Consider the following 13,757-nt stretch of genomic DNA (forward strand, 5'->3'; position numbering starts at 1 on the left):
CTACAGGCCCCTCCGATAGGCGATGAGCCTCAGCGGGGTGGCTACCAGGGCGGACAGGACGAGTGCCGCGTAGATGGCGTTGGCGATCCAGAAGTGGTCGGCTTCCGCCATGGTCAGACCAAGGGGGACCATCATGGAGACCCCTAGGACAACGCCCCCGACATGTTGGGCGGAACGGTTGATTTCCCTGTCTCGCACGTCGCTCTGGTGACTCTCGCTGGGCTTCACGATCTCGACCACGATACGGCCCGCGATCGACAGGCCGATGCTTATGCCGATCGCCCACACCATCGGCGCGACGTAGGGGACGGCGCTGAGCGGACCGCCGCCGGCCCTGCCCAGGATGACGATGACGTAGGCCACGTAGGTGCCCACCGTCGCCACGAGATAGACCCAGGCGCCCTTTTCCTCGTACGACATCACAAGAAGGGAATGTAAAACGCTCTGTACATCATGTCAATGATTTCAGACTTCTCCACCGCTGTGGACAACCGTCCCCATCCTGTGGATAACTTTCCGCCAGAGAGCCCGTCCACAGGCCGCCGGTAGCACCGCCGCGGCGAAAGAGCCACCGCCGGGCGGACCCGTCCAGCATGCTTGCTCTTGTCCCAGGACAGGAGGCCCACCGTGCGCTACTTCCTTGAGGTTCCCCTCGACGACGGCGGCACCGTGCTCGTGGAGGTCGACGAGCGGCCCGGCGACGAGCCGCTCCCCGCCGGGCGGGCGCGCGCGGCCGTCGAACGCATGCCCGAGACGCTGGGCGCGGGGCTCCAGCGCGTCCAGACCTTCGCCACCGACGTCCTGCGCCGCATGCGATCATGCCCGGAGCCGCCGGACGTGATCGCGGTGGAGTTCGGGATGAAGCTCACCGCCAAGGCCGGCGTGGTCGTCGCCGAGTCGACGGGCGAGGCGCACCTCAAGGTCACCGCAGAATGGCACAAGCCGACCAGCTGACCGTTCGGCAGGCCCTGTTCACGGCTTGATGGCGGTGCCCTGTGCCGAGACGAGCCGCCAGCTCCCGTCGCCCCCGGACGCGTACACGTGCGTGTACCGGCTCCCGGCGCTGAACGTGCTGCCATCGGGGTTCGTGAAGTTCATCCCGGTACGCCCCACGACGATCCCCACCTGCCCGATGACCCGCACGATCGCCTCGTCCGGGAACGAATCGATCTTCGGGAACCGAAGGCTTCCAGAGGCCACCAGATCGAGCAGGACGCCCTTCCCGGCGACCGCCCCGTCCTCGACCCCCACCAGGACGAAGTCGTCCGTCAGCAGGTCGTTCAGGCGGTCGTGGTCGTTGGCCACCAGGGCGTCGAAGAAGCTCTGGTCCAGGTCGAGCAGGGTGGTGCGGGACGTGCTCATGGGTGTGGTCGTCCGTTCCGGTCGATGGGCGGGCGACGAGGGTAATCGTTGACGCCAGCGACAAGGTCAAACCGTCAGGCCACGAACCGCCTCAGAAGCAGCTCAAGCCGGCGGTCGTGGTGCTCCCGCGGCAGCCGCTTGCCCCTCGTGAGCGTGACCAGCCCGTGCAGCGCGGCCCAAAAGGTCTCGGCGAGCAGAGGCAGGTCCTCCTCACCGGCGTGCGGGCGAAGCCCCTCGACCAGCTCGCCGAACGCCGCATGCAGGGCCGCGGGAGCCTGCGGCGTCGCGAACGGCAGATCGACGCTCAGGTTGAAGATGACGTCGTAGAGCGCCGGACGCCGCTCGGCGAACGCCGTATAGGCCGCGCCGACGGCCGCGAGCGCGCTGCCGGCGTCCGGAGCCGCGGTGCGGGCCTCGCGCAGTTCCTCCGCGAGGACGGCGCATCCCTCGACGGCGACGGCCGCCATGATCGCGCCCTTGCCCTTGAAATGGCTGTAGAGCACCGGCTGGCTGTACTCGATGCGCTCGGCCAGCCGCCGCGTGGTCACCGCCTCCCAGCCCTCGGCCTCGGCCAGCTCGCAGGCGACGGTGATGATCAGTTTCTCGCGTTCCGCACGCTCGCGCTCCCGGCGCGCCTGGATCGTCATGCTCTCGACTCTAGCACCGCTAGCGCATCTGTCATCGTTCTGCTAGCGTCATCCTCGTTCCTAGCACCGCTAGCTTTCTGGAGACGGACATGCTCACCACCATTGCCTACGGCCTCGCCATCGTCCTCAACCTGATGGTCCTGTTGATCGGCGCTCGCTTCCTGTTCGTCCCGCGCGCCGCCGCCGCCGGCTACGGCGTCCCCGCCAAGCAGGACGGTGACAGCGCCTACCTGACCATCAAGGGCCTGCGCGACGGCGCGTACGGGCTGCTCGGCCTGGCCCTGCTGGCCTTCGCCGGCGCCCAGGCGGAGGCCTGGTACATGCTGATCGTCGCGCTGCTGCCCCTGGGCGACACCCTGATCGTGCTTCGCAACGGGGGCACCAAGGCGGTCGCGTTCGGCGTGCACTTCGCGACCGCCGTCGCCGTCCTCGTGAGCGCCGCCCTGCTCTTCGCCCTGTGACCGGCCGCCTGCCGAGCCGCTACCCCGCCGCTGCCGCCGTCCGCACGTCCCGATCGATCTCCCGCCGGGACGTGCGCAACGGCGAGCACCACATCACCACCGGACCGGCCAGCATCCCGGCGGAGAACACCAGAAGGGTGCCCCGCATGCCGATCCCACCGGCCAGCGCCCCGGCGAGGACCGCGCCGACCGGCGTGGCCGCCCAGGTGAGCCAGCGGGACGTGGCCGCCAGCCGGCCCTGCATCTCCTTGGGCGTCAGAAGCTGCCGCAGGCTGCGCTGGGTGCTCTGGAAGACGAGCGTGACGATGATCAGCAACGTCCACGAGACGCCCACCACGACCTGCCCCGCCGCCCCCGGCCCCACCAGCCCGATCGACCCGCTGCACAACGGGTACGCGAAGGCGGCCCCGAGCAGCACGCGCGGCATGCCGTACCGGTCGGTGAGCGGCCCCGCGATCGCCCCGGCCGCCAGCCCACCGGCCATGCTCACCCCGAACACCAGGCCGGTGGCCAGGCCCGACCAGCCGAGCTCCCGCACCACGTAGTTGACCTCCAGCGCGCTCAGCCCGGCGATGCAGAAGCTCACCGTGGCCATGTAGAGCACGAGCGGCCCGATCACGCGATGACGCACGACGTACCGCAGCCCCTCCCCGATCTGCGCCCGCAGCCGAGGGGCCCGCTCCCTCCGCTCCGGCCTGGCCTCCGGAGCCCGGATCAGCGCGAGCGCGAGCGCGCCGCCGAGGTAGGAGAGCGCGTCGGCGAGCACCGCCTTGGCCGGCCCGAACAGCGAGATCAGCACGCCGCCGACCGGCTGCCCCACCATCCCCGCCACCGTGACCGTGCTGGTGAGCTTGGCGTTCCCCGCCATCAACCGCTCCGGCCCGAGCAACGTCAGCGAGTACGTCTGGTAGGCCGGCGTGAAGAACACCTCACACGTCGCGACGACCAGCGCCACCCCGTAGAGCTGCCACAACGTGAGCCCTCCGGCCACGGCCGCCACCGGCACGGTCGCCATCGCCACCCCGAAGACCAGGAACGTGACGATCATCACCGGCCGCTTCCGCCACCGATCACTCAGAGCCCCCGCCGGCAACGACGCGAACAACACCGGCAACCTGCGCGCCGCCGTCAGCAGCCCGAGCTCCATGGGAGACGCATTCAGCAAAAGCCCCGCGACCAGCGGTAACGCCAGATAGGAGATCTCATTCCCGAGCGAACTGGTGGTCTGGCTGCTCCATAGAAGCACGAAATCCCGCTGCCGCCACAACGACCCAGACCCCGACATCCGCGAAATTCTGCCACCACTCGAACCGCATAATCCCCGAATTCACCTCGACCAGGCCCGGTCCTAAATCGCCAACCATGTGAAATCCGGCGCCGGCACGTCGAGAACCACACCGTCGCGAACGTGTCAGCATCGTGCCTGCCCACGCTCGTCGGTGACCACGAAGACGCCTCGCGGGCGATCGCCGTCCTCATCGACCGGCGGCAGGGCCGCCAGCTGTTCGACCTGGGACCGGATCTCGTGGAGCGCGCCCTCCCTGACGTCACCTCCGTAGAACAGGTAGAGCGTCCAGTTGAACGGCTTCGCCGGCCATCCCCAGCCGCCGGAGTAGGGGTCGTCCCCGATGATGCGTTCGGCGTCCGGCCTCTGAGCGAAGTCCAGCTCGATCCACCCGCGCACCGAGACGTACATCCCCACGCGACCGATCCTACGGACCGTCGAAGCTACTCGAACAGGAAGCGAGGGCATCATGAGCGCACGACGCAGCCGGGGAGACGGCGGCCTGCACTGGGACGAGGCACGGGAGCGCTGGATCGCCTCGGTGACGGTCGGCTACACCCCGGCCGGAAAGCGCATCGTCAAGAAGGCCGGCGGCAAGACCAAGACCGAAGCCCAGTGAAGCTCAAGGAGATCATCAGGGACTACGACGACGGCCTGACCACGGCGGCGCACAACTACACCGTGGGCGACGCCGTACGGGACTGGCTGGAGATCGGGTTGAGCGGTCGGGAGGCTTCCACGGTCACCAACCGTCGCATCCTGGCCGAGCAGCACGTGATCTCCGCGTTGGACGCTCGCGAGCTCCGCGAGCTGTCCGCCGACGACGTGGACCGCTGGCTGGCAGCCAAGGCGAAGGTCCTGAGCACGGAGACGCTACGGTGGTGACGGAGAAGGTCTACCGGAAGCAGCTCCACCCAGTGCTGCTGGAAGGTGCCGAAGCAATGGACCAGATCTTCCCCCAGGCTTAAGCACTGTTCATGACCGAGTCTCGGCGTCCGCGTTGGGCTTGTCTCCGGCCCGGGTCGCGCCGGCGGTCAGGACGAGCGCAGCGACAGCGCCATAGAGCGGGATCACGAACCCAGGCCCCTGCGAGCCCTCAGGGCAGTAGGGGGAGAAGAACGCAATGGTCGACAGCGCGTAGTAAGCGGCTGTCGCGAATGCTCCGCCCGCTCCTGTCCAGGCGAGGAGCCGGCGCCTCCGGGGCAGTGATCGCCGTGCGGCCACGGCCAGCACCACCAAGGTAAGGGGAAGGAGCGTGGCCATCGCGCTGAAGCCCAGGCCGAGCACATCACGACCCGTGTATCCACCCTCGGTGTCCAAATAGGCGCAGATGTAGATCTCTGTATCCACTGGCAACGAAGCCCAGTTAGGAAGGGTGGACAGAAGGATGGCACCCATCCAACACAACAGTGCGCGGTGCTTCATCACCCATATCCCTGGGACCCACAACCGCTCATCCTTCGGGCGGACCTCGGGACGGGGAGGCTCAGTGTTCCGGCTGTAACTCGTGACCTTCGAACGAGATACGACTTTAGTCACTCAGTTAGTCACCCGGGAGACCAAAAAGGCCACTTCCCTTGATGGGAAATGGCCTCGGAGCTGGGTGGGGCTACCAGGACTTGAACCTGGGACCTCTTCCTTATCAGGGAAGCGCTCTAACCGTCTGAGCTATAGCCCCGCACACCGAACCGTATCGCATTCGCCTGATGGAGGCGAACCGGTTGTTCGGACGAGAAAAGCTTACCGTGTCCGACGGGCTGCTCGTGCCGTACCAGCCATCCCGGTACGGCACGAGCCCCCGCCCGAACCTGCTATTCGGCCTCGCTGAACGTCACCTCAACGCCCCCGACCAGGTCGGACGCGATGTTGTAGATGACCGCGCCCAGCGTGGACAGAGCGGTGATCAGCACCACGTTCACGGCGCCGATCAGGGCGGTGTAGCCGAGGATCCGCACCGGCTCGAACCACGAGGCGATGTTGATCGGGATCGAGCTCTGTCCCTGCTCGCCCTTGCCGAGCTGGTTGACCAGGTCGACGAGCGAGTCGAACACCCCCAGAGCCGACAGCACGCCGTAAAGGACGGCGACTGCCACGAAGAGCACCACGAAGCAGACCAGTGACACCACGAAGCTGAACTTCATGGCCGACCACGGCTCGATGCGGCGCAGCACCAGGTGTGCCTTGCGGGGAAGCCTGGACCCCGCGTTGTTCGACGACTTCTTCTTGGGCATCTCGACGGCCGGAGGCGCCTCGGAGGTGAGCGACGGACGGAGGCGCACCGTCTCGTTGCCCTCCGCCTGCGGCTCGTCCTTGGAACGAGGCTGAGCAGCGGCGCCCGGCCTGGGCGTCTTGTCCTGCTCGCCGTCGACCGAATTGAAGATTTCCGGCTCGTTGGACTTCTTCGGCTGCTGTCCGTTACCCGACGCCGCCTGGGCTCTGGCGGTGCCACCCTGGGCGCTCATGATTTACTCTCCTCCCCCGTCTTCCTCATTCTCCACCGGAGTCTCCATCGACTCCGCGTTCCGGGCGAGGGCAACCACGCTGTCGCCTTCGGCGAGGTTCATCAATCGCACTCCCATGGTCTGGCGGCCGGACTGCTTGATCTCGCCGGCACTCGTCCGGATCACCCCGCCGGCGGACGTGATCGCGAAGACCTCGTCCTCTGGGTTGACCATGACGGCTCCGACCAGCTTGCCACGGGAACTCACGATCTTCGCAGTCAGCACGCCCCTACCGCCACGTCCTTGAACTGGATACTGCTCCACTGGCGTCCGTTTTGCGTACCCAGCCTTCGTGGCGATAAGCACGTCTTGACCGTCGGCGATGCGATTCATGGCGAGAAGTTCGTCTCCTTCGAGGAACCTCATGCCGATGACGCCGCTGGTCGCGCGGCCCATGGGCCGCAGCGCCTCGTCGGAGGCGGTGAACCTGATCGACTGCGCGCCCTTGGAGACGAGCAGCAGATCGTCGGTCTCGGAGACCAGGCGGGCGCCGATGACCTCGTCGTCCTCGCGCAGGTTGATCGCGATCAGACCGCCCGACCTGGGGGAGTCGTACTCGGACAGGCGCGTCTTCTTCACCAGGCCGCTGCGCGTGGCCAGCACCAGGTAGGGGGCGACGTCGTAGTCGCGGAGGTCGAGAACTTCCATGACTGTTTCGTCGGGCTGCATGGCCAAAAGGTTCGCGAGATGCATGCCACGGGCGTCACGCCCGGCATCAGGCAGCTCGTACGCCTTGACCCGGTACACCCGGCCCTTGTTCGTGAAGAACAGCAGCCAGTGGTGCGTGGTGGTGACGAAGAAGTGGTCGACGATGTCGTCCTGGCGCAGCTGGGCGCCGCGCACACCCTTGCCGCCCCGCTTCTGCGCCCGGTAGAGGTCGGTACGGGTGCGCTTGGCGTAGCCGCCGCGGGTGATCGTGACGACGATCTCCTCCTCGGCGATGAGGTCTTCGATCGACATGTCGCCGTCGTAGGCGATGATCTCGGTCTTGCGCTCGTCGCCGAAGCGGTTGACGACCTCGGCCAGCTCGTCGCCGATGATCTCGCGCTGGCGGGCCTCGCTGGCCAGGATCGAGTTGTACTCGGCGATCTGGGCCATCAGGGAGTCGTACTCGTCCTGGATGGACTGCCGCTCCAGGGCGGCCAGCTTGCGCAGCTGCATGTCCAGGATGGCCTGAGCCTGGACCTCGTCGATCTCCAGGAGCCCCATGAGGCCCTGCTGGGCGTGCGAGGCCGACTCCGAGGCCCGGATGAGGGCGATGACGTCGTCGAGCCGCTCAAGGGCCTTCAGCAGCCCGCGCAGGATGTGCGCGCGCTCCTCGGCCTTGCGCAGCAGGTAACGCGTCCTGCGGACGATGACCTCGACCTGGTGGGCCACGTAATGGCGGATGAACTGGTCGAGCCGCAGCGTGCGCGGCACGCCGTCGACCAGCGCCAGCATGTTGGCGCCGAAGGTGTCCTGGAGCTGGGTGTGCTTGTACAGGTTGTTCAGCACGACCTTGGCGACCGCGTCGCGCTTGAGCACGATCACCAGACGCTGGCCGACCCGCGAGGAGCTCTCGTCGCGGACGTCGGCGATGCCCGTGAGCTTGCCCTCACGCACCAGCTCCGCGATCTTCAGCGCCAGGTTGTCCGGGTTGACCTGGTACGGCAGCTCGGTGACGACGAGCGCCTGCCGCCCCTTGTCCTCCTCGACCTCGACCACCGCGCGCATGGTGATCGAGCCGCGCCCGGTGCGGTACGCGTCCTCGATGCCCCGGCGCCCGACGATCAGCGCCCTGGTCGGGAAGTCGGGCCCCTTGACCAGCCTGATCGAGGCTTCCAGCAGCTCCTCGTCGTCGGCCTGCGGGTTCTCCAGGTACCACCGGACCGCGGCCGACACCTCGCGCAGGTTGTGCGGCGGGATGTTGGTCGCCATGCCGACCGCGATGCCGCCCGAACCGTTGACCAGCAGCTGCGGGAACCGCGCCGGCAGGACGTCGGGCTCCTGCGACTTGCCGTCGTAGTTGGGGCGGAAGTCGACGGTGTCCTTGTCGATGTCGCGCAGCATCTCCATGGCGATGGGCGCGAGCTTGCACTCGGTGTACCGCATCGCGGCCGCCGGGTCGTTGCCCGGCGAGCCGAAGTTGCCCTGCCCGTCGACCAGGGGGTAGCGCAGCGACCACGGCTGGGCCAGGCGGACCAGCGCGTCGTAGATCGAGGTGTCGCCGTGCGGGTGGTAGGTGCCCATCACGTCACCGACGACGCGGGCGCACTTGAAGTAGCCGCGGTCGGGACGGTAGCCACCGTCGTACATCGCGTAGAGCACCCGCCGGTGCACCGGCTTGAGACCGTCGCGCACATCAGGCAGCGCCCTGGACACGATGACGGACATCGCGTAGTCCATGTAGCTGCGCTGCATCTCCGACTGGATGTCCACCGGCTCGATGCGCTCAGCCGGGGGAGTGGTGTTCACGTCCGTCACAGGTTCAGGTCCTTCTTAAACGTCGAGGAAGCGAACGTCGCGCGCGTTGCGGATGATGAAGTCACGCCGCGCCTCGACGTCCTCGCCCATGAGCACGCTGAACAGGTCGTCGGCCTGGGCCGCGTCGTCGAGCGTGACCAGGCGCAGCAGTCGCGTCGCCGGGTTCATGGTGGTCTCCCAGAGCTGGCCGGCGTTCATCTCGCCGAGGCCCTTGAAGCGCTGGACGTTGTCACGCGGGCGCGGGTCTGCCTTGCCCTGCGCGATGCCGTCGTTGATGACCGCGTCGCGCTCGGCGTCGGAGTAGGCGTAGGAGGCGTCCTCGCCCTTCCGGTCCCACTTGATCTTGTAGAGCGGCGGGCACGACAGGTAGACGTGCCCGGCCTCGATCAGCGGCCGCATGAACCTGAACAGCAGCGTCAGCAGCAGGGTGTTGATGTGCTGGCCGTCGACGTCGGCGTCGGCCATCAGGATCACCTTGTGGTAACGCAGCTTGGCGATGTCGAACTCGTCGTGCACGCCGGTGCCCAGAGCGGTGATGAGCGCCTGGACCTCGTTGTTCTTCAGGACCTTGTCGATCCGCGCCTTCTCCACGTTGAGGATCTTGCCGCGGATGGGCAGGATCGCCTGGAAGCGCGAGTCGCGGCCGCCCTTGGCGGAGCCGCCGGCCGAGTCGCCCTCGACGATGAACAGCTCGCACTTCTCCGGGTCGTTCCACTGGCAGTCGGCCAGCTTGCCGGGAAGGCCGCTGCCGGACTCCAGCAGCGACTTGCGCCTGGTCAGGTCGCGGGCCTGGCGGGCCGCAATGCGGGCGCGGCTGGCCTGCAGCGACTTGTTGATGATGTCCTTGGCCTCGCCGGGGTTGCGCTCGAACCAGTCGCGCAGATGGTCGTTGCATGCCTTCTGCACGAACGACTTGGCCTCGGTGTTGCCCAGCTTGGTCTTGGTCTGGCCCTCGAACTGCGGGTCGGACAGCTTGACCGAGATGATCGCCGTCAGGCCCTCGCGGACGTCCTCGCCGGAGAGGTTGTCGTCCTTGCCCTCCTTGAGGAACTTCTGCTCGCGCGCGTAGCGGTTGACGATGGTCGTCAGCGCCGCGCGGAAGCCCTCCTCGTGGGTGCCGCCCTCGGCGGTGTTGATCGTGTTGGCGAAGGTGTACACCGACTCCGCGTAGGAGTTGTTCCACTGCATCGCGATCTCCACTGCGATGCCGTCGCCCTCCTCCTCGAAGGAGATGATCGACGCGTGCGCCGCCTCCTTCTTGGCGTTGAGGTGCTTGACGAAGTCGGCCAGACCGCCCTCGTAGTGGTATTCGACCGTGCGGGGCTCGCCGTTGACGTGGTCGGGACGCTCGTCGGCGAGCGTGATCGTCAGGCCCTTGTTGAGGAAGGCCATCTCCTGGAAGCGGCGCGAGAGCGTCTCGTAGTTCCAGGTGGTGGTCTCGAAGATCCCGGGATCGGGCCAGAACGTGATCGTGGTGCCGGTCTCGTCGGTCTCCTCGCCCTTGGCCAGCGGGGCCAGCGCCTTGGAGTTGACGAGGTTCAGCCGCCAGTAGTGGCCGTTCTGCTTGACCTCGACGTCCATGGCGGTGGACAGCGCGTTGACGACGGCCGAGCCGACGCCGTGGAGGCCGCCGGAGACCGCGTAGGACTGGCTGTCGAACTTGCCGCCCGCGTGGAGCGTGGTCAGCACGACCTCGACGGCCGAGCGCTTCTCCACGGGGTGGATGCCCGTGGGGATGCCGCGGCCGTTGTCGATCACGCGCACGCCGCCGTCGGCCAGCAGAGTGATGTCGATCCTGGAGGCGAAACCGGCCAGCGCCTCGTCCACCGCGTTGTCCACGATCTCGTAGACGAGGTGGTGCAGGCCGCGCTCACCGGTCGAGCCGATATACATACCCGGGCGTTTGCGAACCGCCTCAAGTCCTTCGAGTACGGTGATTGAGCTAGCGTCGTAGGACAACTGCGAAATCCTCCTGCCGCGGACACGCGGCGGGGGAGGCCATCAACCTGATGCTGCCCCTGCCGTGCCCGTCACCGTCGTGAGTGCCCCGATGCGCGGTCACCCGGGGGAGTCGGCTTGCTGCCGGGGTGACACGCAAGCGGACGTGTCCGGAATCCTTTTTCATTCTACCGCTTCCCGGAGCCCGTGGTGGCAATACACGCGCCTGTGATGCGCCCTAGCTCGTTTTGCCCCCCACTCAAGCATCCCCCCTTCGGAAAGGGGGCTTATCGCGTCTGCGGCTGTCTGATCGCCCCCGGCGCCTAACCATAGGTGTCGCCGGGCCCCCTGCTTCCGGTCACCCGCAATCCCCCTGTGGGTCGGGGCGCGTTCTGCGGCCCCCTGACCTTGACCTTTGTCACCGATCCGTCACCCAGCTCTTCGTTCAGCCTGCGGATGAGGGTGCGCGCGAGCAGTCTGACCTGCGTCGCCCATGCCGTGGAATCGGCCGCGATGAGCACCTCGCCCTCGTCGAACGACTCCGGCCGGGTGTGGGCGGCCAGGTCGGGGCCGACGATCTCCTTCCACCGGCCGAACACCGCGCCGACGGCCGCCGACCGCTCCCAGCCCCGGTCGGCCAGCAGGTCGGCGATGGCCCGGCCGAAGAGCTGCGGATCGCCGGCCTCCCGGCGCGGGCCGGCCTTCCGCCTGGGCTCGCGGCGCGGGAGCTGCCCGCGCTTGGCCGCGTCGGCCTTGGCCTGCGCCAGCTTCTCCCTCGCCATGGCGGCCCCCCTGGCCGCCGCGTTGTGCTGCTCATCGGACACGGGTCACGCTCCCCTCAGCGACGTCGAAACGGGCTCCCGCCAGCTCCTTCGGCACGTCGTCGGGCACGGCGGCGGTGATCAGCACCTGTTCGGCCGGCGCGACGATCTCAGCCAGCCTGCGCCTGCGGTGGCTGTCCAGCTCGGCGAACACGTCGTCGAGGATCAGCACCGGGTCGCCGCCGTCGGCCCGCAACAGGTCGTAGGCGGCCAGGCGCAGCGCCAGCGCGAACGACCACGACTCGCCGTGGCTGGCGTAGCCGCGGGCGGGCAGGTCGCCGAGGCCCAGGATCAGGTCGTCGCGGTGTGGGCCGACGAGTGTGACCCCCCGTTCCAGCTCGGCCTGGCGGACCTCCAACAGCCGGTCGCGGAGCTGCTGTTCAAGGGTTTTCCCCAAGTCTGTGGATAACGTCTGCGCATCGGGAGATCCCCGCTCACCGGCGACTTCGTCCTCCGCGCCGTCCCCACCTGTGGACAACGTGCTGCGGTAGGCCAGCGTCGCGGGGGCGCTCGTGGGGGCCAGCGCAGAGTAGGCCCCGGCGACCAGCGGGCGCAGCGCCTCGATCAGTTCGAGCCGCGCCTGCAACAGCTCCGCGCCGTGCCGGGCAAGGTGGGCGTCCCACACCTCCAGAGTGCTCAGCACGTCGCCGGCGCCCGCGGCGGCGAACGCGGTGTCGCTCTCGGCCCGCCGGGCGCTCCTGCTGCCTCTGCGGGCCTGCGCGGCCGTGCGCAGCAGGGCGCCGCGCTGCTTCAGCACCCGGTCGTAGTCGGCCCGGACCCCGGCGAACCTGGGGGCCCTGGCCACCAGCAGGTCGTCGAGGAATCGGCGGCGCTCGGACGGGTCGCCCTTGGACAGCGCCAGGTCCTCCGGCGCGAACAGCACCGTGCGCAGCAGGCCGATGACGTCGCGCGGCCTGGACACGGGGGAGCGGTTGAGCCGCGCCCGGTTGGCCTTGCCCGGGTTGATCTCCAGCTCGATCAGCGCCCGCCGATCGTCCCTGTGGACGGCGCACCGCACGATGGCTCGCGCGGCACCCTGACGCACCAGCGGCGCGTCGTTGGCCACCCGGTGGCTGGAGTGCGTCGCGACATAGCCGAGGGCCTCGACCAGGTTGGTCTTGCCCTGGCCGTTGGGCCCCACGAGAGCCGTGACGCCCGGTTCCAGACCGAGCTCCACGGACGCGTAGGACCTGAAGTCGGTCAGCGAGAGGTGGGCGACATGCACCCCACGAAGGTTAGTGCGCCGCGGGGGCCGCCCGCGTCACCGGCGTGCCGTCCTGTGGAAAACCCCGGGCTTCCCCTGGCCGCCTGTGGACTACTCGGCTTCGCGCGGCGGGGTCACGTCGGCGCCGGGCGAGTCGGCGCCCTTGCCGGTGCTGCCCTCGGTCGAGGTGATCGCGTGGCCGCCGAACTGGTTGCGCAGCGCGGCGACGACCTTCATCGCGGGGGAGTCGTCCTGGCGCGAGGCGAACCGCGCGTAGAGGGCGGCGGTGATCACCGGCAGCGGCACGGCGTGGTCGACGGCCGCCTGGACCGTCCACCGGCCCTCGCCGGAGTCCTGTGCGTAACCGCGGAGCTCGTCGAGGTGCTCGTCGTCGTCGAGCGCCCGGACCATCAGGTCGAGCAGCCACGAACGGATGACGGTGCCGGTGCGCCAGCTGCTGAAGGAGCCCCTGACGTCCTTGACGACGTCGGACGCCTCCAGAAGCTCCCAGCCCTCGGCGAAAGCCTGCATCATGCCGTACTCGATGCCGTTGTGGACCATCTTCGCGAAGTGGCCGGCACCGACGTCACCGGCGTGGACGAAGCCGTCCTCGCCCTCGGGCTTGAGCGTCTCGAAGATCGGCATGAGCCGGTCGACGTCGGCCTGCTCGCCGCCGCACATGAGGGCGTAGCCGTTCTGCAGCCCCCACACGCCGCCGCTCACGCCGCAGTCGACGAAGCCGATGCCCTTCTCGCGCAGCTCGGCGGCGTGCTTCTGGTCGTCCACATAGTGTGAATTGCCGCCGTCGACGACGATGTCGCCCTCGTCGAGCAGCTCGCCGAGCTCATCGACCGTCTGCTGGGTGGGCTTGCCCGCGGGAACCATGACCCAGACCGCACGCGGCGCGGACAGCCGTTCGACCAGCTCCTTCAGGCTGGCCACGTCGCTGATGCCAGGGTCGCGGTCGTAACCGACCACCTCATGGCCGCCGCGGCGCAGCCGCTCGGCCATGTTGCCGCCCATCTTGCCCAGTCCCACCATGCCGATCTGCATGACGCTCCTCTACCCCCTTGTC

General features: G+C 68.3%; 16 protein-coding genes and 1 tRNA gene. 4 read left to right on the forward strand and 13 right to left on the reverse strand.

What is annotated here, in order from left to right:
• Positions 1-420, reverse strand: a complete 420-nt coding sequence (locus tag AB0J97_RS02500) for a hypothetical protein (RefSeq protein ID WP_364083524.1) — start codon at positions 418-420, stop codon at positions 1-3.
• A gap of 207 nt (positions 421-627) precedes the next feature.
• On the opposite strand from AB0J97_RS02500, the gene AB0J97_RS02505 reads away from it, so the two are divergent.
• Positions 628-954, forward strand: a complete 327-nt coding sequence (locus tag AB0J97_RS02505) for a CU044_2847 family protein (RefSeq protein WP_364083527.1) — start codon at positions 628-630, stop codon at positions 952-954.
• Between the two features lie 18 nt (positions 955-972).
• On the opposite strand, the gene AB0J97_RS02510 is transcribed toward AB0J97_RS02505, so the two are convergent.
• Positions 973-1,362, reverse strand: a complete 390-nt coding sequence (locus tag AB0J97_RS02510; RefSeq protein WP_364083530.1) for a nuclear transport factor 2 family protein — start codon at positions 1,360-1,362, stop codon at positions 973-975.
• A 74-nt stretch (positions 1,363-1,436) separates the two neighbouring features.
• Positions 1,437-2,009, reverse strand: a complete 573-nt coding sequence (locus AB0J97_RS02515; RefSeq protein ID WP_364083533.1) for a TetR/AcrR family transcriptional regulator — start codon at positions 2,007-2,009, stop codon at positions 1,437-1,439.
• An 89-nt stretch (positions 2,010-2,098) separates the two neighbouring features.
• Here AB0J97_RS02515 and AB0J97_RS02520 point away from each other — a divergent pair, with 89 nt between their 5' ends.
• Positions 2,099-2,470: a DUF4267 domain-containing protein gene (locus AB0J97_RS02520; protein WP_364083536.1), complete on the forward strand. Its 372-nt coding sequence runs from the start codon at positions 2,099-2,101 to the stop codon at positions 2,468-2,470.
• Positions 2,471-2,489: 19 nt separating this feature from the next.
• Here the strand turns inward: AB0J97_RS02520 and AB0J97_RS02525 are convergent, their stop codons facing one another.
• Together AB0J97_RS02525 and AB0J97_RS02530 are read right to left on the reverse strand one after the other, a co-directional pair.
• Positions 2,490-3,755 (reverse strand): MFS transporter, encoded by a 1,266-nt coding sequence (locus AB0J97_RS02525; RefSeq protein ID WP_364083539.1) that lies wholly within the window; start codon positions 3,753-3,755, stop codon positions 2,490-2,492.
• A 126-nt stretch (positions 3,756-3,881) separates the two neighbouring features.
• On the reverse strand, positions 3,882-4,172 hold the full coding sequence (locus AB0J97_RS02530) for a hypothetical protein (protein ID WP_364083541.1): 291 nt from the start codon (positions 4,170-4,172) through the stop codon (positions 3,882-3,884).
• Positions 4,173-4,224: 52 nt separating this feature from the next.
• Between AB0J97_RS02530 and AB0J97_RS02535 the strand changes: the two genes are divergently transcribed.
• Both AB0J97_RS02535 and AB0J97_RS02540 read left to right on the forward strand, forming a co-directional pair.
• Complete coding sequence (locus AB0J97_RS02535; protein WP_364083544.1) at positions 4,225-4,374, forward strand: hypothetical protein; 150 nt, start codon at positions 4,225-4,227, stop codon at positions 4,372-4,374.
• A complete protein-coding gene (locus tag AB0J97_RS02540) occupies positions 4,371-4,640 on the forward strand; it encodes a hypothetical protein (RefSeq protein ID WP_364083547.1) in 270 nt (89 codons plus the stop codon). The genes AB0J97_RS02535 and AB0J97_RS02540 overlap by 4 nt, the downstream gene beginning before the upstream one ends.
• 90 nt (positions 4,641-4,730) lie before the next feature.
• Here the strand turns inward: AB0J97_RS02540 and AB0J97_RS02545 are convergent, their stop codons facing one another.
• The 8 genes from AB0J97_RS02545 to gnd all read right to left on the reverse strand — a co-directional run bounded on the left by AB0J97_RS02545 (position 4,731) and on the right by gnd (position 13,735).
• Complete coding sequence (locus tag AB0J97_RS02545) at positions 4,731-5,153, reverse strand: hypothetical protein (protein WP_364083550.1); 423 nt, start codon at positions 5,151-5,153, stop codon at positions 4,731-4,733.
• 206 nt (positions 5,154-5,359) lie between these two features.
• Positions 5,360-5,433 (reverse strand) — tRNA-Ile (locus AB0J97_RS02550).
• A 133-nt stretch (positions 5,434-5,566) separates the two neighbouring features.
• The gene (locus tag AB0J97_RS02555; RefSeq protein ID WP_357693295.1) at positions 5,567-6,217 is read right to left on the reverse strand and encodes a DUF3566 domain-containing protein; all 651 of its coding nucleotides are present in this window, start codon (positions 6,215-6,217) and stop codon (positions 5,567-5,569) included.
• 3 nt (positions 6,218-6,220) lie between these two features.
• Positions 6,221-8,719 carry a DNA gyrase subunit A gene (gyrA, locus tag AB0J97_RS02560; RefSeq protein ID WP_364083553.1) on the reverse strand — a complete coding sequence of 833 codons (2,499 nt, stop codon included), beginning with the start codon at positions 8,717-8,719 and terminating at the stop codon, positions 6,221-6,223.
• A 15-nt stretch (positions 8,720-8,734) separates the two neighbouring features.
• Positions 8,735-10,678, reverse strand: a complete 1,944-nt coding sequence (gene gyrB / locus AB0J97_RS02565) for a DNA topoisomerase (ATP-hydrolyzing) subunit B (RefSeq protein ID WP_364083556.1) — start codon at positions 10,676-10,678, stop codon at positions 8,735-8,737.
• A 302-nt stretch (positions 10,679-10,980) separates the two neighbouring features.
• Entirely contained in the window at positions 10,981-11,481 is a 501-nt protein-coding gene (locus tag AB0J97_RS02570) for a DciA family protein (protein ID WP_352324557.1), read from the reverse strand.
• A complete protein-coding gene (gene recF, locus AB0J97_RS02575; RefSeq protein ID WP_364083559.1) occupies positions 11,471-12,703 on the reverse strand; it encodes a DNA replication/repair protein RecF in 1,233 nt (410 codons plus the stop codon). The genes AB0J97_RS02570 and recF overlap by 11 nt, the downstream gene beginning before the upstream one ends.
• Positions 12,704-12,793: 90 nt before the next feature.
• Positions 12,794-13,735, reverse strand: a complete 942-nt coding sequence (gnd, locus tag AB0J97_RS02580; RefSeq protein ID WP_364083562.1) for a phosphogluconate dehydrogenase (NAD(+)-dependent, decarboxylating) — start codon at positions 13,733-13,735, stop codon at positions 12,794-12,796.
• Positions 13,736-13,757: the final 22 nt, after the last annotated feature.

Source organism: Nonomuraea sp. NPDC049607, assembly GCF_040675375.1.
In the GTDB taxonomy this organism is placed as follows: Bacteria; Actinomycetota; Actinomycetes; order Streptosporangiales; family Streptosporangiaceae; genus Nonomuraea.

Coding starts and splice junctions, on each gene's coding strand:
- AB0J97_RS02500 (WP_364083524.1), bottom strand. CDS start 420: ATGTCGTACGAGGAAAAGGGCGCCTGGGTCTATCTCGTGGCGACGGTG.
- AB0J97_RS02510 (WP_364083530.1), bottom strand. CDS start 1,362: ATGAGCACGTCCCGCACCACCCTGCTCGACCTGGACCAGAGCTTCTTC.
- AB0J97_RS02515 (WP_364083533.1), bottom strand. CDS start 2,009: ATGACGATCCAGGCGCGCCGGGAGCGCGAGCGTGCGGAACGCGAGAAA.
- AB0J97_RS02520 (WP_364083536.1), top strand. CDS start 2,099: ATGCTCACCACCATTGCCTACGGCCTCGCCATCGTCCTCAACCTGATG.
- AB0J97_RS02525 (WP_364083539.1), bottom strand. CDS start 3,755: ATGTCGGGGTCTGGGTCGTTGTGGCGGCAGCGGGATTTCGTGCTTCTA.
- AB0J97_RS02535 (WP_364083544.1), top strand. CDS start 4,225: ATGAGCGCACGACGCAGCCGGGGAGACGGCGGCCTGCACTGGGACGAG.
- AB0J97_RS02545 (WP_364083550.1), bottom strand. CDS start 5,153: ATGGGTGCCATCCTTCTGTCCACCCTTCCTAACTGGGCTTCGTTGCCA.
- AB0J97_RS02555 (WP_357693295.1), bottom strand. CDS start 6,217: ATGAGCGCCCAGGGTGGCACCGCCAGAGCCCAGGCGGCGTCGGGTAAC.
- gnd (WP_364083562.1), bottom strand. CDS start 13,735: ATGCAGATCGGCATGGTGGGACTGGGCAAGATGGGCGGCAACATGGCC.